Genomic DNA, 25,849 nt, shown 5'->3' with positions numbered 1-25,849 from the left:
GAAGCGGGAGCGATGTGCGGGAACGAGACTGCTACGGCTGGCCGGGCGCGATGCCCGCGCGCGCAAAGGCGGCCTGCGACTGGGCGCCGTTCATGTAGACGTCCTTGCGCGTCACCTCGCCGCCGTCGTTGACGTCGACCACGTCGAGCATCTCGACGCGCGCGGTGAACGGCTGCCCTGCCGTGTCCTTCAGTGGCAGCACCATCACCCACTCCAGCACCCAGTGCCGCGCGCCGAACAGGCTGCGCCGCAGTTCGAAGCTGAAGGGATAGCGGGCGAACACGCCCACGCAGTACTGGCGCAGCGCCTCGCGCCCGCGCACCGGTGCGGAGCCGTCGTGCAGCCAGTAGGTCGTGTCTTCGGAATGCAGCGACGCGATGCGGTCGGGGTCGCGTGTTTCCCATCCGACGTGGTACCGCGCGAACAACGCTTCGGTCCCCAGGGCGGGGTCGGCGGGATCGGTCTTGTCAGGAAACGCCATGTCTGTCTCCATCGGATGTGATGGAGAAAATTTACCGACTCAAAGTCGGTTTGTCAATCCGGGTGCGAATCCGACCCGTGTTGCTGCAACCCGCACAGCATGGTTTCGAGCAACCGGCAGTGCAGCTGCACGGCCGCCATCGGGTCTTGCGCCGCCCCGCAGGCCAGCGCTGCTTCGGCCACCGCACCGGCGATGAGCCGCGTGGCGGCCTCGATCTCTTCGGGCGGCGTGCCCGCCGGCATGATGGCCACGAGCCCGGTGCGGATCGAGTCCATGAAGTGGCGGTCGTCGATGCCGCGCCAGCGCTCCCAGCCGAGCACCACGGGCCCGTCGACCAGGATCAGCTGGCGCAGGCCTTCCTGCGTGGCCGCTTCGAGGTAGATGCGCAGGTTGGTCGCGATGGTGTGGGGCGAGCGGTGCCCTTCGATGCGCTGGATGCGTGTGCCGAGTTCCGCCGCAAGCTCGGCCTGCACCGCATCGAGCACGGCCTCGAAGACGTCGTGCTTGGCGCGGAAGTGGTGATACAGGCCGCCCTTGGCGATCCCCGCGCCGGCCGCGATGTCGTCGATGCTGACCGCCGCGAACCCCCGCTCGATGAACAGCTGTCGCGCCGAGGCGAGGATGGCCCCGACGGTGGTTGCGCTGCGCTTGGCCTGCTGGACCATGTGCGTCTTTCTCCTCGATGGCTGCTGCGCCACGTGAACACGCGGGCAGTATGGCACGCAGCATCGGCCCGGCAGGCTCGGGCGCAGCGCCGTCTCCGGGTCAGCTCGCCGGCTGCGCCACCTTGCTCCACGATTCGTACAAGTCCTCATCGGCCTCATCGCGCACCGGCAGCGAATGCAGCTTCATCTCGCGCTGCTCCAGCGGCCGGGCGATCTCGACGTAGCCGCGCGCGGCCGACAGGTCGAAGGGCTCGCCGTCTTCGTTCGAGTAGGCGTAGAAGACCTCCTTCACGCCCGACAGGTACATCGCCGTCAGGCACATCGAGCACGGGTAGCCGCTGGCGTACACGGTGCAGCCCGACAGGTCGGTGCTCTTCAGGGCTTTGGCCGCAGCGCGCACGGCCTGCATCTCGGCGTGGGCCGAGGGGTCGCACAGGGCGTCCACTTCGTTGACGGCGGTGGCAATGACCTTGCCGTCGCGCGCGATCACGGCGCCGAAGGGCCAGGTCTTGCGCTCGCGGATGTTGCCCATGGCGAGGCGGATGGAGTCGAGCAGGTACGCGCCTGCGTGGGGGTCATGGGATGTGGTCATTCAGGAAAAGCTCCCGCGGTCAGCTGCCGCGATAGGTGGAAAAAAACCAGGGGGCGCACAGCATCGGCACGTGGTAGTGCTGCGCGGCGTCGGCGATGGCGAAGCGCACGGGCACCACGTCGGACAGCGCATCGGCCGCCTTGAAGTGGTCGCCGACATGGAACTGCAGCTCGAACTGCCCGGTGCGCGCCGAAGCGGCGGCCAACATGGGCGCGTCGGTTCGGCCGTCGGCGTTGGTGCGCGTGCTGTTCAGGCGCGTCGGCGGCGTGGTCGCCACGTCGTAAAGGTCGACCTTCAGCCCGACGAGCGGGCGGCCGGTGGTGATGTCGAGCACGTGGGTGGTGATGCCGGTCATACGAAGAAAACTCCTTGCAGACGATGGGAACGAACGGGGCCTGCTTGGTCAGCTGCCGCGCGAGTAGGTGTAGCTCCACGGGCCGAACTGGATCGGCAGGTGGATGCGCTCGGCCACGTTGGCCACGCGGATGCGCACCGGCAGCTTCGACAGGAACGGCGGCGTGGGCAGGCGCGACTGCTTGCGCGCAAAGTACTCGTCCACGTGCAGCAGCAGCTCGTAGTCGCCGGCGCGGTAGCTGTCGCCGATCAAGAGCGGCTCGTCGGAGCGGCCGTTGCCGTTCATGGTCACGGTGCGCAGCAGCTTGAATCCGTCGCCCTCGCGCACCGAGAGATCGATGCGCAGCCCGGTCGCCGCGGCGCCGTGGAAGGTGTCGAGCGCATGCATGGTCAGGCGCGGGCTCACGCCGTGCAGCACGATGGGGCCGCTGGCCTGGGCCGGGCCGGCGGGTGCGGCCGTTGTTTGTGCAACAGCACCGTGGGGCGCCAGGGCTGCGGCGCCGAGCGCGAGGCCCGACAGCGCGAAGCGACGGCGCGCGGGCAGGGAAATTTCTTTCTCAGGCATGGACCGCTCCTTGGGAGGTGGACGCACCCAGCAGCGTGTCGATGCGACCGCGGGTGATGAGGCCGATCTGCGTCAGCGCCATGCGGCGCTCGGCTTCGGTGGACTCGGCGGCGCGGCTGCGCAGCGCCTCGAAGATCTGGCCCTTGGTGCTGCGCCGCACCGCGATGATGAAAGGAAAGCCGTGCCGCTCGCGGTACACGCGGTTCAGCCGCTGGATCTCGGCCATCTCTTCGCGGCTCAGGGCGTTCAGCCCTGCACTGCCCTGCTCGCCGACCGACTCGACGGTCATCGTGCCGGCCTGGGCTTCGCGGCCCGCCAGCTCGGGGTGGCCGCAGAGGAACGCCAGTTGCTGGGCGTCGGGTGCGCGGCGCACCACGTCGAGCATGGCTTCGTGCAGGGCGTCGATGGTGGCGAAGGGCCGCAGCGACCAGGCCGAGCGTGCGACCCAGGGCGAGTTCTCGAAAGTCGGCCCGAGTGCGGCGACGAACGCGTCGCAGTCCATGGCGTTGAGCGCCTGGAGATCGAAACGATGGGCGTGGGAAGGCATGGAGAGCATCTCCTTTGTATTCAGACAGTCGGACGAAGGGGTGGAAGGAATCAGCGCGCGGGCGTCTTGTGCAGGCGCGGCACGAACAGCAGGATCAGCACGGTGGCGCAGATTTCGACCGCCGCGACCACATACAGGCCCGGCGCCAGGCTGCCGGTGGCGGTCTTGATGAGGCCCAGCATCCACGGCGCGCCGAAGCCCGCGAGGTTGGCGATCGAGTTGATCAGCGCCACGCCGCCGGCGGCTGCAGTGCCGGCCAGGAAGCGGTTGGGCATCTGCCAGAACACGGGAATCGCGCTCATGGTGCCGACGATGGCCAGCGTGAGGCCTGCCAGCACCAGGGCCGGGCTCTGGCGCAGGAACAGCGCCACCACCAGCAAGGCACCCGACCCCAGCGCCGCGGCCAGCGCGCAGTGGTAGCGCGACTCCTGGTGGCGGTCGGAGTGGAAGCCGTTCCAGATCATCCCGGCCGCGCCGCACAGGTAGGCGCCGGCCATGATCCAGCCCACGGTCAGCGGGTTGGTGAAGCCGATCTCTTTCACCAGCGTCGGGCCGTAGAAGGTGAGCGACGAGTTCGCCGCGATGATGCAGAAGAAGATCAGGATCAGCAGCCAGAACTTGCCGTTCTTCAGCGAGGCCAGCATGCTGTGCTCGCGGTGGCCCAGCGTCTTGCGGTCGCGCTCCAGGTCGTCGTGCACCAGCTGGCGTTCACGTGCCGTGAGCCAGTGGGCCTGCTCGGGCCGGTCGGTCAGGTAGAAGTAGGTGGCGATGCCGGCCAGCACCGAGGGAATGCCCTCGAGCAGCAGCACCCACTGCCAGCCGGCCCAGCCGTTCACGCCATGCATGTTGTTCATGATGGTGCCGGCCAGCGGCCCGCCGATCACGCCCGCGAAGGCCGAGGCTGACATGAACATGCCGAAGGCCTTGGCGCGCCGGCTGTCGGGGAACCAGTAGGTCAGGTACAGGATGATGCCGGGGTAGAAGCCCGCCTCGAACACGCCCAGCAGGAAGCGCAGCAGGTAGAACATCTCGGTGCTCTTCACGAACATCGTGGCGATCGAGGTCAGGCCCCAGCCGATCGTGATGCGCATGATGGTCTTCTTGGCGCCGATCTTCTGCAGCAGCAGGTTGCTGGGCACCTCGAAGAAGAAGTAGCCCAGGAAGAAGATCCCCGCGCCCAGCCCGTAGGCCGCCTCGCTCCACTTCAGGTCGTCCAGCATCGTCAGCTTGATGAAGCCGATGTTGACCCGGTCGATCCAGGCCAGCACCCACAGCAGCATCAGGAAGGGAATCAGGCGGAAGATGATCTTGCGGTAGATGCCGTCCAGTTCCGCCGTGGCGGTGTGTTCCCGGACTGGCGCCATCGTGGCGTCCATGCTCATGGTTGTCTCCATTTCTAGGTTTGGACGGGACGCGCCGCCTGGGACCTTCTGTGGGTCCGCTTGCGGCTGCCGTTCCCGCTGGTGGCGAACTGTAGGCAGATATCGCGGCCCCGGATCACGCTCTCTAGAATGTGCGGCATAACGGTTTGCAATGATGGTCCTGCCGCCGGCAACGCCCCCAGAGGCATTTTTTTTCGCCCTGCCGCCATGTCACGCTCCCACGCTCCCGTCGACACCTACCTGCTGCGCGTGCTGGTCGCCCTGGTGGCCGAACGCAGCGTCTCCCGGGTTGCAGTGCGCATGAACCAGACCCAGCCCGCCATCAGCACCGCCCTGCGCCGGCTGCGCGAGGTGTTCGCCGACCCCATCCTGGTGCGCGAGCGCAGCGGCATGGTGCCGACCGAGCGGGCGCTGCAGTTGCGCGACCGCGCGCGCGGCGCGCTGCTCGAAATCGACCGCATGCTCTCGGGCCCGGAGCAGTTCGAGCCTGCCTCCAGCGCGATGACCTTCCACCTCGCGCTGCCCGACTACCTGGCGATGAGCTTCCTGGCCGACGTGACCACGCGGTTCCGCGCCGAGGCGCCGCACGCGCGGCTGGTGGTGCACCCGCTGAGCGTCACCTACGACTACGAGCGCGCACTGGCCCAGGGCGAGCTCGACATCGTCATCGGCAACTGGCCGCAGCCACCCGACCGGCTGCACCTGTCGCTGCTGCTCGAGGACGACCTGATGTGCCTCATGGGCAAGAACAACCCGCTGGCCGCCAAGGGCGCCATGACGATGGAGCGCTACATCGCCGCGCGCCACGTGGTGCCCACGCCGTATGCGGCGTCGCAGCGCGGCGTGGTCGAGACGCACCTGGCCACCTTGCGCCAGACGCGCGAGGCCTGCATTGCCGTGCCCTACTTCACCGTGGCGCCGCACCTGCTGGTGGGCACCGACCTGGTCTTCACCACCGCGCGCCATTTCGCGATGCAGTTCGTGCACACGCTGCCGCTGGTGGCGGTGCCTGCGCCGCAGGGCTTTCCGCGCATGCGCTTCTACCAACTGTGGCACGACCGCTCGCAGCACGAGCCGGCACACCGCTGGCTGCGCGGCATCCTGGCGGCGGTGGCGTCGGGGCTGGCGCGGCCCGATGCGGCGGAAGTCGCCGCCCCCGCGAGCGCCTAGGCTGATTGCCTTTCGCTCAGGCGGCCGAACCCGGCGCAGCGGCTGCGCTCCCCCACGCGCGTTCCCCTGCCCTTCGGACGGGTTCCCGCTGCCGGCGCCTGTTCTCTTCCGGCGCGCTGGCCGTGGTGCTCAACCGGTAGCCCTGCCCCGGGACCGCCTGCAGTTCCAACCCATGGCGTCCGGCGCCCAGGCCGAGCTTGCGGCGCAGGCCGCACACGTTCGTGGACAGCACCCCGGAGCCGCAGCGATGGCCGCTGTCCCACACCAGCGCGCGCAGTGCGTGGTGCGTCAGGACCTGATCGACGTTCCTGAACAGCACGATGGCCAGGTCGAACTCATTGGGCGTCAATTCGACCCGGATGCCGGCCACCTGCGCGCTGTCCGCGGACAGGTCGAAGCGGAACGCACCCCACTCGACGAACTGGCCCGCCACCCGTGCCCGGTGCCATTGCAGGAAGCACCGCATCAGGAGGTACGCCTCTTCGAACGAAGCCGGCGTCACCTCCACGTGGTCGGATTCGCGTGCATGCAGGACCGCCAGCTCGCGCAGGCCGCGCTTGCCGCCGCTCAGGATCAGGGGGCACTCCGGGCCCACCTGTTCCCGCACCTGGGCGATCAGTGCGCCCGCGGCGCCGGCGTCCACCGGGCAGGCCACGGCCACGGCGTCGAAGCGAAGGTGGAGGTAGCGGCACGCCTGCATCAGTTCCAGTGCGCTGGTGAAGACCAGCGGCCAATGGCCGAGCCTGCGGATGGCCCGCCCCATCTGCTGCCGGGGCCGGAGTTCCGGATCGATCACCGCAATGGTGGCGCACACGGGCTCATCCCACAGGATGGGCAGCCGCAGCGTGGAGGGAATGGCGGTGTGGACTGTGCAATGGCTCTGCTTCAAGGGTCGCTCCAGAGGTAGATGGATCGGATGTCGAATCGCCTTGTGGGCGAACCGAATGGGTGGCCTGTGCGCCGGATGACGGGCTAACGGCTCAGAACTTCGAAACGCCCCGCGCCTTCCCAGGTGCTTTCGGCTGCGACGCGCGTGGCAGCGGCCCCCACAAACGGCTCGATCTCGAGCTGCACCGTCAGGCGTTGGCCCTGGGCCAGGGCTGCGCCGTCCATGGGCGACAACCGTTCGCCGGGCCGAAGGAGCGATGAAGGGGTCTGGCCTGGTGCGTCCGCGCTCGATGCGGCCAGGCGAACCGGCTTTCCGTCGAGCTGCGCCTGCACGATCCGCAGGGTGAAGCGGCCGTTCCCAGCAAAGCGGAACCCCGTGTCATCCGCTGCCGCGCCCTGGAACGACAGCGCCATCGCCGTGCGTTCGGCGCACACCGCCGTGAGCGTTACCAGGCGCTTGCCCAGCGAGGCCCGGGCGGGGTCGGGCTGGCGCTCCAGCAGCTGTGCGCGGGTCATCCGTCCGTAGTCGACGAGCGACTCGCTCAGTTGCGTGTCGCAGCGCCCCGAGGCTTGTGCATGCGCCGGTGTTGCTGCCAGCGCGGCAAGTGCCATGCCGAACATCGCGCCCATTCGGCGCAGGTTTTTCATCGTGATCATTGGTGTGCTCCCATGGCCGTGCAGGTCGCATCGGCCGATTCAAAGTAGGTGGAGGCGTCGGGCTTTTCCGGCAGCGAAAACGCGAGCCTGCAACTGCCGCCGTTCGACAGCGTGACCCGCAGGTTCGCGCCGTCCCGCACGTCGGGCAGAAAGACCTGCCCACCGTCGACCACCGAGGTGACGTACTGGTTGTCGCCGTCGACCACCGCCCCACCCTTCTCGAGCGCCTGCCCTGCAGGACCGACGGCTTTCAGCAGCACCCGGCGGGCGTTGACCACGCCGAAGCGGATGTGGTTCACCGATCCGCGGCCCGCATCGAGCTCCTGGTAGCCGTTCACCAGGTCGACGTTGCGGGGCAGCGAGCGGGTCGCGATCTCCAGCCGGCTCGTGTGGTAAGGAAACAGCTGCGGGGCCACCGCGCGCCCCCAGGCGTCGGTCCACACCGGGCCTTGCGGCGTGCCGATCCTGACGCCGGACACGCCCCCCACCGAGACGATGCCGAAGGTGTCCTGCACGGGGTACGGCGAGAACGTGATGCCGTCCTTGTGGGCGACGATGCCGCCTTGCAGTTGCCCGCTGTAGGTGGTGCTCGCGCCGTTGCGCGAGAAGCCCAGGTTGGCTTGCGTGTAGCGCGGCAGCAGGCTCACGCGCCCCGCGAAGTCGTTGCGCCCGTCGCGGCTGTCCCGCTCGGCCGAGACCTGGTAGCTCGTCGTGTCGTTGATGCGCTCGTTGAGCGTGACACCGGCGCGGGTCCGGTCGTCGTAGCGGTTGACGTACGTCTTCACCGTCTTCGAGCCCAGCGGAATGCTCACCGTGACATAGGCCGCATGCCGGTTGTCGAAGCGCCCCAGGTCGCCCGTGCTGCGTTCCAGGTTGAGCGACACCGTGGCGTGCGGGAACGACTTCACCCACGAGCCGATCACGCGCTGGATGTGGCGTCCGTCGAAGCTCGAGGAGGCCGAATAGGCCAGCCGAAAAGCGCCGAGGTCCGCGTGCGTCCAGCCGACAGAGCCCGTGTACTGGCCCTTGTAGCGCTGGTGCGTCCAGGCGGTGTCGAACAGGTTCCGGTTGACCGTGTCCGCCAGGTCGCGGTAGCCCCGGGTCTGTTGCGTGGCGCTCATCGACGCAGACAACGCGGGCGAGATCACGCTGCTCACCGAGGCATCGACCTGCGTGCCGCGCACACCTTCCCCCGAGGCGTTGGACACGGCCTGGCGAAACCCCGCCATCGTGCCCGGCACCACCATGCGATTCACGGCCCATGCCGCGGCTTGGTAGCGCGTGGCCGCCATGGCCCCCGCCGTCAGGTGCGTGCGCTTGTCCAGTGCCCAGGTGCCGGTGCCGGTCGCGACCCAGGGCTTGTCTTGCCGCTCGCCGTGGCCGTACGGGCGGTAGCGGCCGACCGCGAACGAATAGCCCGCCGTCGTGCGAAGCGCGGTCGCGCCCAGGGCGGCGGCGGGCACGGTGAACGGCCGGCGCGAGCCGTCGGCCTCGATGACCGTGACTTCCAGGTCGCTCGCGCCGCTGAGCAACGGCAGGCCCGTCAGCGAGAACGGCCCCGGCGGGACGACCGTCGAGTAGATGAGCGCATGGTTCTGCCGCACCTCGACGCGGGCCTGCGTGTGGGCGATGCCTTCGACCACGGCGCCGTTGTCGCGTGCGTCCGCGCGCAGGGCCTCCTCCGGGACGATCTGCACGCCCACGATCGGATCGCCCGGGAAGATCGAGCTGGCGATGGTGATCTGGCCGCCCTGCACCGTCGAGCCCAACCCGGTCAGCGTCTTCTGGCCGTAGGCATACAGGTGCTGGAGCTTCTCCCTGCCGTTGTTCGACGTGTAGCTCTGGCGGCTGCGGAAGATCCAGTCGCCGACGTTCAGGCCGGCCTCGGTGCCCAGCGAATGGAAGCTGCTGGTGCCGCCGGCATGGCGGCTGTCCATCGTCAGCAGGTCGTAGTTCAGCAGGCCGGCCACGCCGCCGCTGCTGAAGGTGTCGGCGCGCTCGCGGGCCCGGAATGCGTCGGTCGGCACGATGAGGCGGACCTCGTCCCTGCCGGGGCGCAGCTCGACGATCGTGCTGGGAAACTGACGCTGGAATTCATCGCAGGCCGTGGCGCCCGCAGCTGCGTCGCCCGCCCCGCGGCCCGTGACGAGGCCGGCCTTGTCCCGCAGCGTCTCGTCGAAGCACAGGCGGCCGTCCGCATCGAAGGTGGCGGGCACCAGCCCGCGCCGCTCGCCGTTGACGAACAGCGTCACCACGCTGGTCCCGGCGCGAAAGCGGGCTTCGCGGCGGAAGTAGTCCGCCAGCTTCGGGTCGATGCCGCGCTGCCTGAGCATGTCCAGGTCGAAACCTGCGCCCTGCTTTTCCTTGATGAACTGCTCGATGGCGTCGGCGCGGTCCTCGCCGGCCAGGGCAAAGGCCGACGGAGAAACCAACAGCACGCAGAGCATCGCCGGCAGGCCGGCCGAAGTGCCCTTCGCGCGCTCGCCCATGGCGGCCGCCGGGGCCACGGTGCGCAAGGACGACAACCCAGCCATCGTCAGTGCGCCGCGAGCCTGACGTCGTAGCTGGCCACGGTGAAGCCGTACACCGTCGCCGGCACCAGCCGCACCGTGGCGGCCCCCTTCGCAGCGGCCGGCAGGGGCACTTCCACCGTCTCGCCGGGAAGCACGTGGGGGCGCGGCAACTCGACCGTCGCGGTCGACGGGAGCAACTGGACCGCGGTGGCCAGGCGCACCACATACGGGCTGTCGTTCACGACGCGCAGCGTGCCGGTCCCGACCGACCACTTCAGTCGCTTCCATGGCTGGTCGTCCTTCGCCAGGCCCTTGGGGTGGATCAGCACCGGCAGGTTCTGGCGCACGTTCATGGTCACGCGCAGGCCCGGTTCCGTGTTCTTCGGCGGGATGCCTTCGAAGATCACGCGCCGCAGGCGTTGCGTCTTCAGCGGCTCCTTGGTCTGCAGCAGAAAACGCACCAGCTGCGTTTCGCCCGGCTCGACCCGGGCGACCGGCGGGGTCACGATCAGCAGGGTGTCGTCGTCCCCGGGAATGCCCGTCAGCGACGTGAACATGAGCGCCGGCTTGGCGTCCGTGTTCTTGACGTTGATGCTGGCCTCGCCATCGCTCTCGTTGACGATGACGACCGAGGTCTCCGGCAGCATGCCCGCGGCATGCAGCGGCAGCGGGGCAAGGCCCGCGATCCATGCGGTCGAGGCGGACAGTGCGAAAACAAATCTGGCGGGAGTGAAGTTCACGGTTCTCTTTGCTGTGGTCGGACGAGCGCGTCCGCCGTCTCGAAAGGGGCGCTTTCGAGAAGAATCAAAAATGGGGAGGGACCGACGGGCTGTTCGCCAGCTGTGGCACCAGGGGTGGCACCGCGTCGATCCCGAACGGTCCGGACGCGATGCCGAAGGGTCCTCAATGCCGCGGCGGGCTCGAGAACGGGATGTCCGGGAAGGGATTGCACCAGGCGCCCTGCCCGGCACCACCCTGTATCGGGCGGAAGACCCGCCCGATACAGCCGTGTGGCTTACAGGTAGATGAGTTCGAACGTCGACAGGCCATCCAGCGGGATCGCGTGGGTCAACGGCAGGTTGCTGCTCTTGTCGATGGCGGTCGTCACACGGATATCGGCCGTGACAGACCTGCTGGCAGCCGGCAGATTCGACTGGGTCTTGCTGAATGAAACAAGTTGATTCCCTTCACCCTTCAGGCCCCTCATGCCAAGGAACCCCCAATTGATTCCGCCGTCCTCGCTCGCAAGGGAAAGCGAGAAGCCTCCATCGGAGGTCTGACTCACAACCTGCAACGAATATGCGCCGATGTTCTTGCCATCCGACGCACCCAAGCCGAACTTCTCCTTCTCAGTAAGCCCCGGAACCGTTGCCAGCGAAGTGACCGCGGTCCCTGCGCGTTCGTCGATCACCTTGAAGCCGAACATCGCAGGCGCATCGCAGGTCATGCTCAGCTGGATCGACTTTTGCGCAAGCGTGGTCTGGGCCGTCGGGTTCAGCGAGCTGGCGGGGATCGTGCCGTAGTCGACCACGCCACCGCCTGCAAAGACGGGCGTGCAAGCGGCAGGAACGATGGTGCCGGTGATCCGCAGTTCGGCGCTTTCGGCGCTCGCCGGGACAGGCGCGATCACCACGGCGGCCGCGCCAGCGATGGCGGCGAGGGTTGCAATTCTCTTCACACGTATTTCCTCAAGAACTTCAAAAAAGTTTCAACGAAGGATTCGTTGAGATCCTCCCCATCCCGAAACGCTGCCCTTGACGGCAGAGGCAACAGGAATGGAAATGGATCGACGGGCTGTTCATCAGTCGCCGCTTACAGGTAGACGAGTTCGAACGTCGACAGGCCATCCAGCGGAATCTGCTGGGTCAGCGGCAGGTTGCTGCCCTTGTCGATGGCGGTCACCACACGGATGTCGGCCGTGATGGCGGTGTGGGCGCCTGGCACCGTTCCCGTGGCACTGGCGGCGAACGCAACGAGCGTGCCGCCGTCGCCGGTCATGCCGCCGGCAAAGTCCGACCAGGTGGCGCCGCCGTCCACGCTGTTGATGTGCTTGGTGCTGCCTTGATCGGCCGTCTCTTTCGTGATCTGCAACGAATAGGCGCCGATGTTCTTGCCATCCACAGCGCCCAGGCCGAACTTCGCATTCGTGGCATACCCCGGGATGGTTTCCAACGCGGCGACCGCCGTCGCAGCGCGTTCGTCGATCACCTTGAAGCCGAACAGCACAGGCGCATCGCAGGTCAGCGTCAGCTGGGTCGACTTGTCCGCGAGCGTGGTCTGGGCCGTCGGATTCAGCGAGCCGGAGGGAATGTTGCCGTAGTCGACCACGCCGCCGCCTGTGAAAACGGGCGTGCAGGCGGCCGGAATGATGGTGCCGGCGATCCGGAGCTCGGCGCTTTGGGCGCTCGCCTGGCCGGGCACGAACATCACGGCAGCCGCGCAGGTGACAGCGGCAAGGGTTGCAATTTTCTTCACTGGTATGTCCTCAAGAACTTCAAAAAAGGTTCAACGAAGGATTCGTTGAAACCCACCCATGGCCTCGAAACGATGCGTTGGACTGCACCGCAACGAACCCAATCCAACCGCCGATGCGTCGGGTTTCGCGTTGCAAGGGCCTTGCGCCTCTTGCAGCGAGTGCCCTTGAAAGTGCGCACGAAAAGCGTGTGAGCGGCGGCGTGTTTTCTTCCGATGAATTGTTCTTTTCGGGTGCTTTTCCCGATATAGAAATACAACGAAAAACCGGGAGGTCGACTTAGGGATCGTTCGAAAATTCGAACCCGGGGCGGCGCAGGCTCGCGCGGCATGCACTCACGCATCCCCTCGTTGTGATGGTGTCGACGTGGGGGCGAGCCGCCTACGATCCGCCCACTGGGAGGGTCCTCATGGCACACCACCTCGCCGCGCAGCCGCTTCGCCTGATGGTGCTCGACGACCACGCGGTCGTCCGGCATGGCCTGATCGCCAGATTGGCGGACGAGCCCGACCTGTCGGTGGTCGGCAGCCATGCCACCAGCCGCGAACTGCTCGATGCCCTGGCCACCGTGGCGGCGGATGTCGTGCTCGTGGATTTCTCGCTCGGGCCTTCGGACATCGACGGGCTCAACCTCCTGCGGGCACTGAAGGTGCGGCATCCGCGCAGCCGGACGATCGTCATCTCCGCGCACTACAGCGCGGCCACCGTGGCACTGGCGTTGAAAGCCGGCGCGCGCGGCTATGTCGGCAAGAGCCAGGAACTGGACGAGCTCGTGGCGGCCGTGCGCACGGTGAGCAAGGGCCGCATCCACCTGCATCCCGACATGGCGGCGGACATCGCCACCCATTCCGAGGCCGCGTCGCCCCACACCGACGCCGAGGCGCTCACGAAGAACCCGCAGCTGTCCCCGCGCGAGCGCGAGGTGCTGCGCTGCTGCCTGGAAGGCCTGTCGGTCACGCAGATCGCCACGAAGTTCTCCCGCAACGTGAACACCATCAGCACGCAGAAACACGCGGCCTTCCGCAAGCTGGGCATCCGCACGGACAACGAGCTGTTCAAGATCCGCCACCAGCTGGACAAGACATGAATCCCTGGCGCGCTCTCGGGCGAGCGGCCCGGTGGACGATGTGCGGCGCGATGGCCCTCCCCGCCGGCCCTGCCTGGGCGCAGGCGCAGCCCCTCTTCACCGACGAGGAGCAGCGCTGGATGAAGGCCAACCCCGTCGTGCGCTATGCCGCCGACACGCGGCTGAGCCCGCTGGAGTCCATCGAGCACGGCCGCTACAAGGGATTGATCGCGGAGTACCTCGACGCGGTCGCCCGCAAGTCGGGCCTGCGCTTCGAGCTGCACGCCACCCATGATTGGCAGGAAGCCCAGCAGGCCTTTCTCGACGGCAAGGTCGACATGTTCCCGAACGCCAGCGCCCAGCGAACCACGCGCGAGGTCGGCGCCCGGCTGCGCCTGACCGATCCCTTCTTCGTGGCGCAGACGATCATCGTCACGCGCACCGACGCCCCCTTCGTCCTGCACATGAAGGACCTGGACGGCAAGGTGGCGGCGGTGCGCGGCGGAGGCACCTACGCCCATGCTTTCGCCGAGCGCTACCCCGGCGTGCGCGTGCTGCCCACCAGCGAACCGATGGAAAGCCTCGATGCGGTGATCACCGGCGAGGCCTACGCCGCCATCGGCTCCGACGCGGTGTTTCTTCCCATGATGCGCCGCAGGCATGCGCGCCAGCTGAGCATCTCCGGCACGATCGGCGATCTCCTGTACGTGGCCCAGATGGGTGTTCGCGCCGACCTGCCGCTGCTGCATTCCATCGTGGAGAAGTCGCTCGCCAGCCTCTCGGCGGCGGAGACCGGCCAGATGAACGACCGGTGGCTGGAGCAGACCGACTTCGGCGAGCCCTCGCTGCTGTCGATCGTGCGCTACCGCCTGCCGCAGCTGTTGCTGCTGCTCGGCGGCGTCGTGCTGCTCGGCTGGTTCGCCTGGCGCGCCCGCGTGGCGCAGCGCGCCGCCCAGAAGAGCGAGCGCACCAAGTCGAACTTCCTGGCGGTCATGAGCCACGAGATCCGCACGCCCATGAACGCGGTGCTGGCCTCCATCGAGATGCTGGCGCACACGCCGCTGGATGCGCGCCAGACGCGCTTCACGCGCACCGCTTCGGCAGCAGCCGAAGCCCTGCTGTCGCTGCTGGACGATGTGCTCGACCTCTCGAAGCTGGACGCCCGGCGCCTCGCGCTGGAACTGGTGCCCACCGATGTCGACGCGCTGGCGCAGAAGGTGGCGCATGTGGCGCGCGTGAACGCGCAGGACAAGCCGCTGGTCATCGCGGTGCGCACGCACAACCCCTCGGGCCGGCAGGTGCTGATCGACCCCACGCGGTTGCGGCAGGTGCTGCTCAACCTGCTGGGCAATGCCGTGAAGTTCACCGAGCGCGGGCGCATCGACGTGACGCTGGAGCTTCTGGACGATGGCGACATGAATGGCCTGCTGACGGTCACGGTGAGCGACACCGGCATCGGCATCGCGCCCTCGCAGCAGGCCACCCTCTTCGATGCCTATTCGCAGGCCGACAACTCGACCACGCGGCGCTTCGGCGGCACCGGGCTGGGGCTGACCATCTGCAAGGAATTGGTCGAGTTGATGGGCGGCGAGATCCGGTTGACCAGCCGCCTCGGTGCGGGTACCTCGGTCGAGTTCATCTTGCCGGTGCAGCTCGTGGCGCCGGCACAAGAGGTTTCCAGGGACACCGCTGCGGCGCGTGGCAAGCCGTCTTCCGGTTCTGGGGCCACCGTGCTGGTCGTGGAGGACCACCCGGGCAACCAGTTCATCATCGCGGAGCAGTTGCGCATGCTGGGCTACGACGCCCGGATCGAATCCGACGGCGCGGCGGCGCTGGCCGCGCTCGCGCCGCCGCATCCTTTTGCACTCGTGCTCATGGACTGCCACATGCCCGGGATGAGCGGCTACGAGGCGACGCGCCGTCTCCGGGAGCGCGAGCGCGAGGCCGGCGCCGGCCATCTGCCCGTGATCGCGATCTCGGCCGCGACCGACTCGGCGCACCTCGACGAATGCATGGAAAGCGGGATGGACGGCGTGCTCAAGAAGCCGCTGCGCCTGGACGAACTGTCGAGCATGCTGCAGCTCTGGCTGGGCGGGACGCCGTCGTCGCCGCAACGTCCCGACACGGCCTTGCCGCCGCAGTTTCACGAGGCCATGGCGGAAGACCTTGCGGCGCTGCGCCGGGCGTTCGCTGCGGGCGATACCGCGAGCGCGGCGCACCATGCCCACCGCATCAGGGGCGCGGCCTTGATGGTCGACGCTGCGGCCGTGGCAGCGCCCGCCGAGGCGTTGGAAGAAATCGCTCGCGCCGAAACCGCTTCGGATCACATGCGCGTGGCGGACCTGCTGGACGAACTCCAGCTTGCGCTGTCGGCACAGGCGGCGTCCTGAGCAGACGGCGCCCTACGCTCCCGCCATCCGTTCTTTCATCAACCGCCGAAGAATCGCCAGCGCCGGCGCCTCGGTGCGCTGGCGCAAGGTCACCAGCCCGAAGCGCGCCGTGCCGCGCATCGGCGGCTCCATCCGCAACTCGACCAGGTCGGGGGCCGACTCGTGCACCGCGAGCAGCACCGTGTCGCTCTGGCGCACCACGTCGGCGATGCTGGGCAGCTCCTCGCACTGCAGGGTCACGCAGTTGGCAGGATGCGCCTGCGGGCCGTAGGTCTCGACCAACCCGCGCGCCACCTCGTCGCTCAGCGGCGTGGAGGCGATCGGGTAGCGTTGCACCGCCTCGAAGCTCACGCCCTTGCGCAGCCGTGTGAGCGGATGGCCGCGGCGGCACAGGAAGGCGCCGCGCAGCTCGTACACGTGGGTCAGCACCAGGTCGGGCGCGGGCTTGAGCGCGCGCGCATCGACCACCAGCGCATCGAGGCTGCGCTCGCGCAGCGCCTGCGCCAGCAGGTCGGTGCTGCCGCGTGCGATCACGGTGCGCACGGCCGGATGGTGCGTCGCCATGTGCAGCAGGAAGGGCGTCATCAGCAGCGCGCCCGGCCCCGAGCCCAGCCCGATGCGCACCGTGCCGCCCTCGCCTTCTCGCATTTGCCGGCCGCGGTCGCGCAGCGCCTCGGCCTCCGACACCAAAAGCCGCGCGCGCTCCAGCACCTCGCGCCCGAAGACCGTGAGCTCGTTGCGCCGGCCGATGCGGTCGAACAGCGGCATGCCCAGCTCGTCCTCGAGCGCGCGCACGCTGCGGCTGAGCGCGGGCTGCGTCAGGTGCAGCGCCTGCGCCGACTGGCTGAACGAGCCCGTGTGGGCCAGCGAAATCAGGTGCCTCAGTTGAACCAGCGTCATGGCGAAAACCTTGTTTTCAGGAATGCATTGGACTCATGCTAATGCAGCCAACAATGCATTGGACGTTGCGTCGAGCCGCTCCTAGCATTCCCCTGCATCCGGCCCCACGAGCCGGCACCACCCCAGGAGACATGACTTTGACGACGACTTCGCTCTTCCGATCCGCGCTGCTGCTCGGCTGCGGGCTGATGCTGGCGGCCGCGGGCCCTGCCCGTGCCGACGGTTTTCCCGTCAAGCCCGTGAACCTGATGGTTCCCTACCCGGCCGGCGGCCCCTCGGACGCCACCGCGCGCATCTTCACCGTGCCGCTGGGCAAGGCGCTGGGCCAGCAGGTGGTCGTGGAAAACCTGGGCGGCGTGAGCGGCGCCATGGCCGCGCAGAAGGTGCTGGCCGCGCCGGCCGACGGCTACTACCTCTTCCAGGGTTCGCCCAACGAGATCATTCTGGCGCCGCTGGCCAATGCGGCCGTGAAGCTCAAGGCCGAAGACTTCCGCATGGTGCACCCGGTGGCCGAGGCCGTGATGGTCTTCGTCGCCCGCAAGGACCTGCCGGCCAACAGCGTCGACGAGCTCATTGCGCTGGCGCGCAAGTCGCCCGACAAGCCGCTGTCGTACGGCAGCGTGGGCATCGGCTCGCTCTACCACCTGATCCTCGAGAAGGTGCAGCTGGACACCGGCGTGAAGCTCATGCACGCGCCCTACAAGGGCAACGCGCCGCTGCTGCAGGACATCGGCGGCGGCCAGGTCGACTTTGCCGTGCTGGTCTACAGCGCCGCCATGGGCGCGCTGGCCGACCAAGGCCGGCTGAAGATCCTCGGCCAGCTCGGCGGGCAACGCTCGGAGCTGCTGAAGAACGTGCCCACCGCCAGCGAAGGCAAAGAGCTGAAGAACGTCAACTACAAGACCTGGAGCGGCTTCTTCGTGCGCAAGAACACGCCCGAGGACGTGGTGCAGAAGCTGCACCAGGCCGTCGGCGCGGCGCTGAAGGAAACGAGCGTGCGCGAGCAGCTCGCGGCCCAGACGCAGCTGGCCTCGCCGCAGACGACGCTGGCCGAATCGGCGAAGTTCTACGAAGCCGAGACCGCGCGCTACCGCGACATCGCCAAGTCCATCCGACTGGAACCCCAATGAGCACCACCGCCCTCCTGAACGACCTGCACGCCAGCGCCGACACCTTCATCGGCATCCGCCGCGACATCCACCAGCACCCCGAACTCGGCTTCGACGAGCACCGCACCTCGGCGCTGGTGGCCGACAAGCTCGAAGCCTGGGGCTACACCGTCGAGCGCCATGTGGGCGGCACCGGCGTGGTGGGCCGGCTGGTGCGCGGCAACGGCACGCGCCGCCTCGGCCTGCGCGCCGACATGGACGCCCTGCCCATCGACGAGGCCACGGGCCTGGCCTACGCCAGCGAACACACGGGCGTGATGCACGCCTGCGGCCACGACGGCCACACGGCAATGCTGCTGGCGGCAGCGCAGCACCTGGCCGAACGCGGGCGCTTCGACGGCACGCTGAACCTGATCTTCCAGCCCGCCGAGGAAGGCGGCGGCGGCGCGGTGCGCATGATCGACGACGGCCTGTTCGAGCGCTACCCCTGCGACGCCATCTTCGCGATGCACAACATGCCCGGCATGGCGCAGGGCCGGCTGGCGATGCGCGAAGGCCCGGCCATGGCCTCGTCCGACTACGCCACCATCACGCTCACCGGCGTGGGCGGCCACGGCGCCATGCCGCACCGCGCGGCCGACCCCATCGTGGCCGCGGCCAGCATCGTGATGGCGCTGCAGAGCGTGGTCTCGCGCAACATCGACCCGCTGCAGATGGCGGTGGTCACGGTGGGCGCCATCCACGCGGGCAAGGCCAACAACGTGATCCCGCAAGGCGCCGTGCTCGAGCTGAGCGTGCGCGCCCTCGACCGCGAGGTGCGCAAGAAGATCGAAACCCGCATCAAGGCGCTGGTGGCCGCGCAGGCCGAGAGCTTCGGCGTGCAGGCGCAGATCGACTGGCGGCCCGGTTACGCGGTGCTGGTCAACACACCTGAAGAAACCGCCTTCGCGCGCACCGTCGCCGAGGAGCTCGTGGGCCCGGCGCAGGTCACCTGGCAGACGCCGCCGCTGCCGGGCAGCGAAGACTTCGCCTTCATGTTGGAGCGCGTGCCCGGCTGCTACCTGCTCATCGGCAATGGCGACGGCGACGCGCATGGCGCCTGCATGGTCCACAACCCGGGCTACGACTTCAACGACAGCAACGTTGCCGTGGGCGGCGCCTACTGGGTGCTGCTGACCGAGCGCTTTTTGCGCGCCGCGAACTGAACGTTCAAGAAGACTGCCGCGCGAGCCATTCGCGCGGCGACACGCCCACCTTCTGCGCGAACAGGCGCGACAACGCCGAGGCATTCGCGTAGCCGAGGTTGTCGGCAATCACCTTGACCGACGCGCCCGTGCGCAGCTCCGCCTGCGCGATCGTCAGGCGCCATTGCGCGAGGTAGTCGGCGGGCGTCGCGCCCACCACCGACTTGAAGCGCGCCGCGAACGCGCTGCGCGACATGCCGGCCTCGGTGGCCATCTGTTCGAGCGGCCACGGTTCGCCCGGTCGTTCGTGCAGCGCGACCAGCACGCGCGCCAGCTGCGGATCGCCCAGGCCCGTCAGCAGGCCGGCGGGCACGCCGCTTTCCTGCGGATGGTCGAGCAGCCAGCGCAGCAGCTGGATCAGCACCACCTCGAACAGCCGGTCGGCCAGCAGCCGGTGCCCGCACAGCACGCGCCCGGTTTCCGCGAACAGCAGCGCCAGCGCCGCTTCGAGGCCGTCGACCGCATGCAGCGGCAGTCGCACCAGCGGTGGCAAGGCGCGCACCAGCGGGTGCGCCTCGCCGCCGTCGAAGTCGACCGTGGCGCAGACGAAATCCGAGCCTTCGGTGGGCGCGTTGTGGAAGTCGTGCGCCAGCGGGCGCGGGTAGAACAGCAGGCTGGGTTCCTTGACGACCAGCTTGCGCGGCACGCCGGCCGCGCGCACCGACGGCGCCGAATGCGTGACCACCATCTCGCCGCGCCGCATCACGTGCAGGAAGCTGCGCCCCTCCTTGGCCGCGAAGTGCGTCACGCCGCACAGCGGCCCCGTGTGGAACAGGTGGGCGCGGACACGGAAGCGTTCGAGCAGGGACGAGAGCCTGTCGATGGGCGGCGGCGGTGTTGCGCTCGGCATTGGACGAAAAGATATGTTGAATGGATGAAAGCGTTCAAATCATACGTATTTCCGGAAGACACTGCCTCCATCGTCATCACCGAAAGGAAGTCTTCATGCCCCGCGTCAACCTCGTCACCGACACCGCCGCCACCGGCGACGCCCAGTCCTTGCTCGCCGACATCCACGGTGCCTTCGGCGCCACGCCCAACATGTTCCGCGCCGTCGCCAACTCGCCCGCGGCGCTGCGCAGCCTGTGGGGATCGTTCGGCGCGCTCGGCGGCGGCGTCATTCCGGCGCAGCTCGGCGAGCAGATCGCCGTGGCCGTTGCCGACCGCAACGCCTGCCACTACTGCCTCGCAGCGCACACCGCGCTGGGGCGCAAGGCGGGCGTGTCGGCCGCCGACATGACCGCCGCGCAGGCCGGCGAATCGGCCGACCCGCGCACGGCGGCGGCGCTGCGCTTTGCGCTCAAGCTCGTCGATGCGCGCGGCCAGGTCAGCGACGCCGACGTGCAGGCCCTGCGCGCCGTGGGCTTTGACGACCGGCACATCGTCGAGATCCTGGCCCACGTCGCGCTGAACCTGTTCACCAACTACGTCAACGTGGCGTTCCAGGTGCCGGTGGATTTCCCGCAGGTGAAGCTGCGCACCGAGGCGGCCTGACATGGCCTGGCCGCGCCCCGAGGCGCCCGAGCTGCAGGTCGCGCAGTGGCTCAACACCGATGCGCCCGTCACGCTCGCGTCGCTGCGCGGCCGGGTCGTGGTGCTGCACGCGTTCCAGATGCTGTGCCCGGCCTGCGTATCGCACGGCCTGCCGCAGGCGAAGAAGACGCGGCAGCTGTTCGCCGCGAAAGACGTGGCGGTGATCGGCCTGCACTCGGTGTTCGAGCACCACGACGTCATGACGCCCGCCGCGCTCGACGCCTTCGTGCGCGAGTACCGCCTGGGCTTTCCCATCGGCATCGACCAGCCCTCGCCCACCGGCGGCATCCCCGCCACCATGCGCGACTACCAGTGGCAAGGCACGCCGAGCACAGTGCTGGTCGACCGGCAGGGGCGCCTGCGCATGAGCCACTTCGGGTTGATCGACGACATGGCTTTGGGCGCCGCCATCGGGCAGCTCGCGGCCGAGGAGGCGCCTGCGCACCTCATTGCGCAACCTGCAGACGATGCATCGCCAGACGGCCCGTGCGACGACACCGCCTGCCGCGCCTGAAAGAAGAAAGGAAACTCGCCGCATGCCATGCATCGCCCTGCAACACCTCGCCTTCGAAGACCTCGGGCGCTTCGCGAACGCGCTCACCCAGGCCGGCCACGCCATCGACTACCGGCAGGCGGGCCCGTCCGCGCTCAGCGCCGACGAGTGGCGCCACGCCGACCTCGTGCTGGTGCTCGGTGGCCCCATCGGGGCGTACGACACGGCGACCTACCCCTGGCTCGCCGAGGAGATCGCCGGCCTGCGCGAACGGCTGGCGCTGCAGCGGCCCACGCTGGGCCTGTGCCTGGGCGCGCAGCTCATGGCCCGTGCGCTCGGCGCGCGCGTGTACCCGTCGGGGCACACGGAGATCGGCTGGGCGCCCGTCGACCTGAGCGCGGCGGGCCGGGCCTCGTGCCTCGCGGCGCTGGACGGCGAACCCGTGCTGCACTGGCACGGCGACACCTTCGACCTGCCGCCCGGCGCCGAACTGCTGGCGAGCACCGCGCGCACACCGCACCAGGCCTTCAGCCACGGCCGCCATGCGCTCGCGCTGCAGTTCCACCCCGAGGCCGACCCCGCGCGCATCGAACCCTGGCTCATCGGGCACCACCACGAACTGGCCACGGCCGGCGTCGACATTCCCGCGCTGCGCGCCCGCAGCGCCGTGTTGGCCAACAAGCGCTCCGATGCTGCAACGCGCATGCTGACCGCGTGGCTGGACCAGCTCGCATGACGCAGCCCACCCTGCCCATCGATGCACTGCTGGTCGGCCCCGTGGCCCTGCTGCCCGACGGCCGCACGCGCAGCGGCATCCGCAAGACGCCGACGGCCGATGCGCTGTGGCTGTCGTCCACCGGCCTGCAGGGCGATGCGCAGGCCGACCTGCGCATCCACGGCGGCGTCGAGAAGGCCGTGCACCACTACCCGCGCGAGCACTACGACGGCTGGGCGGCGGGCGGCCACCGCACCGAACTGCTGGCGCACGCGGGCGCCTTCGGCGAGAACATCTCGACCACGGGCTGGAACGAATCGACCGTGTGCATCGGCGACGTGGTGCAACTGGGCGACGCGCGGGTGCAGGTGTCGCAGGGCCGCCAGCCCTGCTGGAAGCTCGATGCCCACTTCGGCAGGCCCGGCATGGCGCGCGAGATGCAGGCGCGCGGCTGCACGGGCTGGTACTACCGCGTGCTCGAGCCCGGCTGGGTGCGGTCTGGCGCGATGGCCACGCGCGTGGAACGCCCGCACCCGGACTGGCCGCTGTCGCGCCTCATCGCGCTGCTGTTCTCGCGCGACGCGCGCTTCGCGCCCGAATGGGAACGGGCCGCCGCCCTGCCCGCGTTGGCCGAGCGCTGGCGCGCCACGTTTCGCAAGCGGGTGGATGCGGGGCGCGTCGAAGACTGGGAGCCGCGGCTGCGCACACCTGAGGCCTGACGCAGTTCAGAACGCCAGCACGCGCCGGAACGGCCGCGGTGCGGCGTCGTTGCCCGCCGACACCGCCAGCAGCAGTTCCACCCCCGTGGCCGGTGCGCGCGCCGGCGCCACGCCCGGCAGGCGGCGCCAGCCCAGGCCGGGCTCCCAGGCGCGCAGCTGGAAGGTGGCGACACCGTCGAGCACCGCCACCCGGTCCGCAGGCTGTGGCGCCTGCAACGGGAACACGGCCGACACGGGCCCCGCCGCGCGGTAGAGCACATCGCCGCGCACCCACCATTGCACGCGCTGCCACTGCCCGGGCGCGGCCGGTGCGGTGCGCACGATCTCGACCACGAACGGCGCGCCGTTCGGCTGGCGCGCCTGCATCGCCACCGGCAGCAACGGCATGGCGGCCGACGGATTCGCCGCTGCAGCCGCCGGCGCCGGCAGCTCGGTGGTTGCGCGCAAAGCCACGTCGCGCTCGAACTGGTCCAGCGCGCGCAGCAGCCGGGCCACGCGCTCGGTGCGGTCTTCGAGCTGGTCGTTCGCACGGCTCACGCTGTCCAGGCCGCGCCAGGCCATCACGGCGAGCACGGCCATGAGCGCGATGGCGATCATCACCTCGACCAGCGTGAAGCCGCGTTGCGTGCGCTTCATGGTGGCGCGCTGCGCGTGTGCAGCGTGGCCAGCAGGCGGTCTTCGTCGTCGGCCGCGTAGACCTGCACACGCACGGGCCGCAAGCCATCGACCACGGTCCCGACCTCCAGCCGGCAGACGAAGCGGATGCCGCCCTGCGGGCAGTCGCTGCGCGACACGCCCGGCGCCCCGGGCACACCGCCCAGCTGCAGCTCCGCCAATTGGTTCCCCGCCGACAGCATCGCCAGCGACTGCCGCTCCAGCAGGCCGAGGTTGCCGATGGTGAGGCTCGAGGCGCGAACGATCGCGGCCAGCGCGATGCTCACGATGGTCAGCGCAATCAAGATTTCGATCAGCGTGAAGCCGCGGTTCTTAGCGCACATGAAACGCCCCGGACGCATCCCGCGTCACCGTCACCGTGGCCGCACCATGCCGCAGTTCGCGCTGCCAGCTCGCGCCCACGGGCTCCGACGTGAGCACGACCGGCCCCGCCGGCACGACCTCGACCGGCCCCACGCGCCAGCCGCGCGGACGCAGTTCGTCGTCGGCCGCGAAGGTGTCGAGCGCGCCGAGCGTCGTCACCTGCGGGATCGCGCTGCCGCCCCGTTGCACCCAGGTGCCGCGCGCAAAGCGGTAGCCCTCGGCATCGGCCTGCCACGCGATCGTGCGGCCGTCCACGCGCACCTCGTTCTGCGCCACGGCCAGGTGCCGCACCAGCTCGCGCGCGTCGCGCCGCAGTTCCTGCGCGGGGTCGGGCGCGATGCCCAGGCTGATCGCAGCGGTGGCGATGCCGACGATGACCAGCACGATCATGAGTTCGATCAGCGAGAAGCCGCACTCCCCGCCTGCGCGTTGTCGCATGCGGTTCGTCATCCCGTCGTGGAAACACGCCATGCGGCCGATGCTAGGCAGGCTGCGTGATGCCGCGATGAAACGCCGTGCTGACACGAAACCCCAACGCCCGCGTGATAGACACAGGGGGTGCCCGCCGCCCTCGCGGCCCGCTGACCGCCCTTCACCATGCGCCCCTTCACGCCACCTTCCGCCCGCCTTCTCGTTCATGCCGCGGGCCTGTCGCTGGTCGTGGCCGGTGTCGTGACCTGGGCCCGGCTGCTCACGCCGGCCGCGCCGCCGGTGCGCGCCGCGCCCACGCAGGCCGTCGTCGCCGATCCCACGGCCGATGCGCTCGCCGCCTGGTTCGGGCCCGGCGAGGTCCGCGCGAACATCGCGGTCAAGGGCTTGATCACGGGCGCGGGCCAGGCCGGCGTGGCCGTGCTGTCGGTGAACGACGGCGCGCCGCAGCCCTACCGGGTCGGCGATGCGCTGGGCCGCGCGCTCACGCTGGCGGGCATCGAGGCCGACGCGGTGACGGTCGACAAGGCCGGCACCTCGCTGCGCATCGCCGCGCCGATGCTGCCCACGGCGCCCGGCATCATGCGCGTCGCGCCCTGAACCTTCGCGGCGCTCAGGGCGCCGTTTCGCGCGGGCGCGCATCCGGCGCCGAGGCCCAGTTCGACAGCGCATGCAGCAGCCCGCGGTTGACGCGGAAATCGCCGTCGCCCGACTCCGGCAGGAAGGCGCCCGACAGCGCCCGCGTCACGACACGCACCGCACGCGGATCGCCGCCGAAGGCTTCGAGCTCGCGCGCAAAGGCCGCGCGCGCGGGCAGCTCGTCGGCAAAGCGCTCGAAGCCCACGAACCAGCGAAAGAGCATGTTGTAGGCCAGGCTCTCGTGCACCTTCTGCGCGTCTTCGAGCGAATAGATGATCTGCAGCATCAGGCTCTTGAACAGCGTCGCGGCATCGACCGTGCCGCCGTGCTGGCGCTCCAGCTCGGCCAGCAGCGTGCGTTCGCAGCGCAGCGTGTCTTCCACCTGGTCGCGCAGCGCCACCAGCGGGTGGCTCTGCGGCACCAGCGCGCGCAGGTTGTCGGCCTGCACCCAGGCCTGGTGGCTCACGATCCAGACCCAGGGCGAGCCGTAGCGGTTGACCGCCACGGGGCCTTCGCGCGCGCGTTCGACGATCTTCGAGAGCCGGGCATCGAGCTCCTGCATGGTGACCCGCAACGGCGACATCCACTTCATCTCGTTCGCTCCCTTCACGTTGCCGAGCCGTCGCGGCGCAATTCGGCCAGCGCCTGCCGCAGCGTGGTGTCGACCCGCCGCGCCGTCGTGCCCTGGCGCCGGGCCACGTCCTGGCGCGACATCTCGTGCCAGCGCAGCGCCAGCAGCACCGAACGATGGCGCTGCGGCAGGCGCGCCATGGCGCGGTCGACGGCGGCGACGTCCGAGCGCGCCTGCGCGATCTGCGCCGGGCCGGGGCGCGGGTCGGCCATCGCCTCCAGGTCGGCGCCTTCCGCGCTCAGGCCCTGCCAGCGCTTGCGTGCGCGGATGCGGTCCATCGCGAGGTTGGAGGCCACGCGGTACACGTAGGCGTCGGGGTTGGCGGGCACCTCCTGCAGCGTGCATTCGCCCAGCCGCAGCCAGGCCTCGTGCAGGCATTCGCTGGCCAGGTCCGCGCAGCCGAGCTGCCGTTCGAGGCGCCGTTGCAGCGGCGCGTACTGCGCCACGAGGTGCTGCTGCAGCTGCACGCCCGGCGTCGGCGCCGCCACCGGCCGCGGGGCCGGGCGCAGCGCAGGCAGCGCAACCCGGTCGTCGATCAGGCGCCAGACCGAAGGTCGCATCGAGGAGAACCGGTCCGGGGCGCGTCGCAAGGCGTGAGGATGGGGAGTCATGGTCGGTTTCGCTGAGCGCCCGTCGCGCCGCCCCGGACTCTCCGG

30 protein-coding genes are annotated in these 25,849 nt (G+C 69.4%); 10 read left to right on the top strand and 20 right to left on the bottom strand.

The genetic code is table 11. From position 1 onward, the window contains the following. Window positions 1–31 precede the first annotated feature (31 nt). The 7 genes from AC07SQ_RS01060 to AC07SQ_RS01030 all read right to left on the bottom strand — a co-directional run bounded on the left by AC07SQ_RS01060 (window position 32) and on the right by AC07SQ_RS01030 (window position 4,586). Window positions 32–481 (bottom strand): nuclear transport factor 2 family protein, encoded by a 450-nt coding sequence (locus AC07SQ_RS01060; RefSeq protein WP_495271311.1) that lies wholly within the window; start codon window positions 479–481, stop codon window positions 32–34. 53 nt (window positions 482–534) lie between these two features. Then, window positions 535–1,146 carry a TetR/AcrR family transcriptional regulator gene (locus tag AC07SQ_RS01055; protein WP_157755062.1) on the bottom strand — a complete coding sequence of 204 codons (612 nt, stop codon included), beginning with the start codon at window positions 1,144–1,146 and terminating at the stop codon, window positions 535–537. A gap of 100 nt (window positions 1,147–1,246) precedes the next feature. Beyond that, the gene (locus tag AC07SQ_RS01050; RefSeq protein ID WP_495271312.1) at window positions 1,247–1,738 is read right to left on the bottom strand and encodes a nucleoside deaminase; all 492 of its coding nucleotides are present in this window, start codon (window positions 1,736–1,738) and stop codon (window positions 1,247–1,249) included. A gap of 19 nt (window positions 1,739–1,757) precedes the next feature. Then, on the bottom strand, window positions 1,758–2,093 hold the full coding sequence (uraH, locus tag AC07SQ_RS01045) for a hydroxyisourate hydrolase (protein WP_062472877.1): 336 nt from the start codon (window positions 2,091–2,093) through the stop codon (window positions 1,758–1,760). A gap of 48 nt (window positions 2,094–2,141) precedes the next feature. Continuing rightward, window positions 2,142–2,657: a hydroxyisourate hydrolase gene (locus AC07SQ_RS01040; RefSeq protein WP_495271313.1), complete on the bottom strand. Its 516-nt coding sequence runs from the start codon at window positions 2,655–2,657 to the stop codon at window positions 2,142–2,144. Beyond that, window positions 2,650–3,204, bottom strand: coding sequence for a 2-oxo-4-hydroxy-4-carboxy-5-ureidoimidazoline decarboxylase (uraD, locus tag AC07SQ_RS01035; RefSeq protein WP_495271314.1), 555 nt, complete (start codon window positions 3,202–3,204; stop codon window positions 2,650–2,652). Before uraD ends, AC07SQ_RS01040 begins: the two co-directional genes overlap by 8 nt. 50 nt (window positions 3,205–3,254) lie before the next feature. After that, a complete protein-coding gene (locus tag AC07SQ_RS01030; RefSeq protein ID WP_070060608.1) occupies window positions 3,255–4,586 on the bottom strand; it encodes an MFS transporter in 1,332 nt (443 codons plus the stop codon). A 207-nt stretch (window positions 4,587–4,793) separates the two neighbouring features. On the opposite strand from AC07SQ_RS01030, the gene AC07SQ_RS01025 reads away from it, so the two are divergent. Then, window positions 4,794–5,756: a LysR family transcriptional regulator gene (locus AC07SQ_RS01025; RefSeq protein WP_139705975.1), complete on the top strand. Its 963-nt coding sequence runs from the start codon at window positions 4,794–4,796 to the stop codon at window positions 5,754–5,756. A 16-nt stretch (window positions 5,757–5,772) separates the two neighbouring features. On the opposite strand, the gene AC07SQ_RS01020 is transcribed toward AC07SQ_RS01025, so the two are convergent. The 6 genes from AC07SQ_RS01020 to AC07SQ_RS00995 form a co-directional block, all read right to left on the bottom strand. Continuing rightward, window positions 5,773–6,645, bottom strand: coding sequence for a winged helix-turn-helix transcriptional regulator (locus AC07SQ_RS01020; protein ID WP_495271315.1), 873 nt, complete (start codon window positions 6,643–6,645; stop codon window positions 5,773–5,775). A gap of 83 nt (window positions 6,646–6,728) precedes the next feature. Next, complete coding sequence (locus AC07SQ_RS01015; RefSeq protein WP_495271316.1) at window positions 6,729–7,301, bottom strand: DUF1120 domain-containing protein; 573 nt, start codon at window positions 7,299–7,301, stop codon at window positions 6,729–6,731. Next, a complete protein-coding gene (locus tag AC07SQ_RS01010; RefSeq protein ID WP_495271317.1) occupies window positions 7,298–9,835 on the bottom strand; it encodes a fimbria/pilus outer membrane usher protein in 2,538 nt (845 codons plus the stop codon). Before AC07SQ_RS01010 ends, AC07SQ_RS01015 begins: the two co-directional genes overlap by 4 nt. A 2-nt stretch (window positions 9,836–9,837) precedes the next feature. Then, window positions 9,838–10,554, bottom strand: a complete 717-nt coding sequence (locus AC07SQ_RS01005) for a fimbria/pilus chaperone family protein (RefSeq protein ID WP_495271318.1) — start codon at window positions 10,552–10,554, stop codon at window positions 9,838–9,840. Between the two features lie 275 nt (window positions 10,555–10,829). Further along, window positions 10,830–11,492, bottom strand: a complete 663-nt coding sequence (locus AC07SQ_RS01000; protein WP_495271319.1) for a DUF1120 domain-containing protein — start codon at window positions 11,490–11,492, stop codon at window positions 10,830–10,832. Window positions 11,493–11,626: 134 nt separating this feature from the next. Further along, on the bottom strand, window positions 11,627–12,241 hold the full coding sequence (locus AC07SQ_RS00995) for a DUF1120 domain-containing protein (protein ID WP_495271320.1): 615 nt from the start codon (window positions 12,239–12,241) through the stop codon (window positions 11,627–11,629). A gap of 455 nt (window positions 12,242–12,696) precedes the next feature. Between AC07SQ_RS00995 and AC07SQ_RS00990 the strand changes: the two genes are divergently transcribed. Together AC07SQ_RS00990 and AC07SQ_RS00985 are read left to right on the top strand one after the other, a co-directional pair. After that, window positions 12,697–13,374 carry a response regulator gene (locus tag AC07SQ_RS00990; RefSeq protein ID WP_495263639.1) on the top strand — a complete coding sequence of 226 codons (678 nt, stop codon included), beginning with the start codon at window positions 12,697–12,699 and terminating at the stop codon, window positions 13,372–13,374. A gap of 50 nt (window positions 13,375–13,424) precedes the next feature. Continuing rightward, entirely contained in the window at window positions 13,425–15,743 is a 2,319-nt protein-coding gene (locus AC07SQ_RS00985; RefSeq protein ID WP_495271321.1) for an ATP-binding protein, read from the top strand. A gap of 12 nt (window positions 15,744–15,755) precedes the next feature. Here the strand turns inward: AC07SQ_RS00985 and AC07SQ_RS00980 are convergent, their stop codons facing one another. Further along, window positions 15,756–16,643: a LysR family transcriptional regulator gene (locus AC07SQ_RS00980; RefSeq protein ID WP_095745258.1), complete on the bottom strand. Its 888-nt coding sequence runs from the start codon at window positions 16,641–16,643 to the stop codon at window positions 15,756–15,758. A 131-nt stretch (window positions 16,644–16,774) separates the two neighbouring features. On the opposite strand from AC07SQ_RS00980, the gene AC07SQ_RS00975 reads away from it, so the two are divergent. Both AC07SQ_RS00975 and AC07SQ_RS00970 read left to right on the top strand, forming a co-directional pair. After that, window positions 16,775–17,773 carry a tripartite tricarboxylate transporter substrate binding protein gene (locus AC07SQ_RS00975; RefSeq protein ID WP_495271322.1) on the top strand — a complete coding sequence of 333 codons (999 nt, stop codon included), beginning with the start codon at window positions 16,775–16,777 and terminating at the stop codon, window positions 17,771–17,773. Beyond that, window positions 17,770–18,957 carry a M20 aminoacylase family protein gene (locus AC07SQ_RS00970; RefSeq protein WP_495271323.1) on the top strand — a complete coding sequence of 396 codons (1,188 nt, stop codon included), beginning with the start codon at window positions 17,770–17,772 and terminating at the stop codon, window positions 18,955–18,957. The genes AC07SQ_RS00975 and AC07SQ_RS00970 overlap by 4 nt, the downstream gene beginning before the upstream one ends. Before the next feature lie 4 nt (window positions 18,958–18,961). On the opposite strand, the gene AC07SQ_RS00965 is transcribed toward AC07SQ_RS00970, so the two are convergent. Next, the gene (locus AC07SQ_RS00965; RefSeq protein WP_495271324.1) at window positions 18,962–19,846 is read right to left on the bottom strand and encodes a cupin domain-containing protein; all 885 of its coding nucleotides are present in this window, start codon (window positions 19,844–19,846) and stop codon (window positions 18,962–18,964) included. Window positions 19,847–19,941: 95 nt separating this feature from the next. Between AC07SQ_RS00965 and AC07SQ_RS00960 the strand changes: the two genes are divergently transcribed. The 4 genes from AC07SQ_RS00960 to AC07SQ_RS00945 are packed head-to-tail and all read left to right on the top strand — an operon-like array spanning window position 19,942 to window position 22,456. Further along, window positions 19,942–20,490 carry a carboxymuconolactone decarboxylase family protein gene (locus AC07SQ_RS00960; protein WP_495271325.1) on the top strand — a complete coding sequence of 183 codons (549 nt, stop codon included), beginning with the start codon at window positions 19,942–19,944 and terminating at the stop codon, window positions 20,488–20,490. A 1-nt stretch (window position 20,491) separates the two neighbouring features. Continuing rightward, window positions 20,492–21,043, top strand: coding sequence for a redoxin family protein (locus AC07SQ_RS00955; RefSeq protein WP_492685641.1), 552 nt, complete (start codon window positions 20,492–20,494; stop codon window positions 21,041–21,043). Window positions 21,044–21,065: 22 nt separating this feature from the next. Next, complete coding sequence (locus tag AC07SQ_RS00950) at window positions 21,066–21,758, top strand: glutamine amidotransferase (RefSeq protein WP_495271326.1); 693 nt, start codon at window positions 21,066–21,068, stop codon at window positions 21,756–21,758. After that, window positions 21,755–22,456, top strand: a complete 702-nt coding sequence (locus tag AC07SQ_RS00945) for an MOSC domain-containing protein (protein ID WP_495271327.1) — start codon at window positions 21,755–21,757, stop codon at window positions 22,454–22,456. Before AC07SQ_RS00950 ends, AC07SQ_RS00945 begins: the two co-directional genes overlap by 4 nt. Before the next feature lie 6 nt (window positions 22,457–22,462). On the opposite strand, the gene AC07SQ_RS00940 is transcribed toward AC07SQ_RS00945, so the two are convergent. The 3 genes from AC07SQ_RS00940 to AC07SQ_RS00930 are packed head-to-tail and all read right to left on the bottom strand — an operon-like array spanning window position 22,463 to window position 23,932. Beyond that, window positions 22,463–23,092: a type II secretion system protein GspJ gene (locus AC07SQ_RS00940; RefSeq protein WP_495271328.1), complete on the bottom strand. Its 630-nt coding sequence runs from the start codon at window positions 23,090–23,092 to the stop codon at window positions 22,463–22,465. Beyond that, window positions 23,089–23,454, bottom strand: a complete 366-nt coding sequence (gspI, locus tag AC07SQ_RS00935) for a type II secretion system minor pseudopilin GspI (protein WP_492735357.1) — start codon at window positions 23,452–23,454, stop codon at window positions 23,089–23,091. Before gspI ends, AC07SQ_RS00940 begins: the two co-directional genes overlap by 4 nt. Next, window positions 23,444–23,932 (bottom strand): prepilin-type N-terminal cleavage/methylation domain-containing protein, encoded by a 489-nt coding sequence (locus AC07SQ_RS00930; protein WP_495271329.1) that lies wholly within the window; start codon window positions 23,930–23,932, stop codon window positions 23,444–23,446. The genes gspI and AC07SQ_RS00930 overlap by 11 nt, the downstream gene beginning before the upstream one ends. Before the next feature lie 159 nt (window positions 23,933–24,091). On the opposite strand from AC07SQ_RS00930, the gene AC07SQ_RS00925 reads away from it, so the two are divergent. Continuing rightward, entirely contained in the window at window positions 24,092–24,523 is a 432-nt protein-coding gene (locus tag AC07SQ_RS00925; RefSeq protein ID WP_495271330.1) for a type II secretion system protein N, read from the top strand. Window positions 24,524–24,536: 13 nt separating this feature from the next. Here the strand turns inward: AC07SQ_RS00925 and AC07SQ_RS00920 are convergent, their stop codons facing one another. Beyond that, complete coding sequence (locus AC07SQ_RS00920) at window positions 24,537–25,154, bottom strand: transposase (protein WP_495261544.1); 618 nt, start codon at window positions 25,152–25,154, stop codon at window positions 24,537–24,539. 14 nt (window positions 25,155–25,168) lie between these two features. After that, on the bottom strand, window positions 25,169–25,804 hold the full coding sequence (locus tag AC07SQ_RS00915; protein ID WP_495271331.1) for an RNA polymerase sigma factor: 636 nt from the start codon (window positions 25,802–25,804) through the stop codon (window positions 25,169–25,171). Window positions 25,805–25,849: the final 45 nt, after the last annotated feature.

The sequence above is a fragment of the Variovorax sp. GW821-FHT06D12 genome (genome assembly GCF_059419205.1).
The sequence above is the reverse complement of the archived record's forward strand: the minus strand, read 5'-3'. Positions and strand labels throughout refer to the sequence as shown.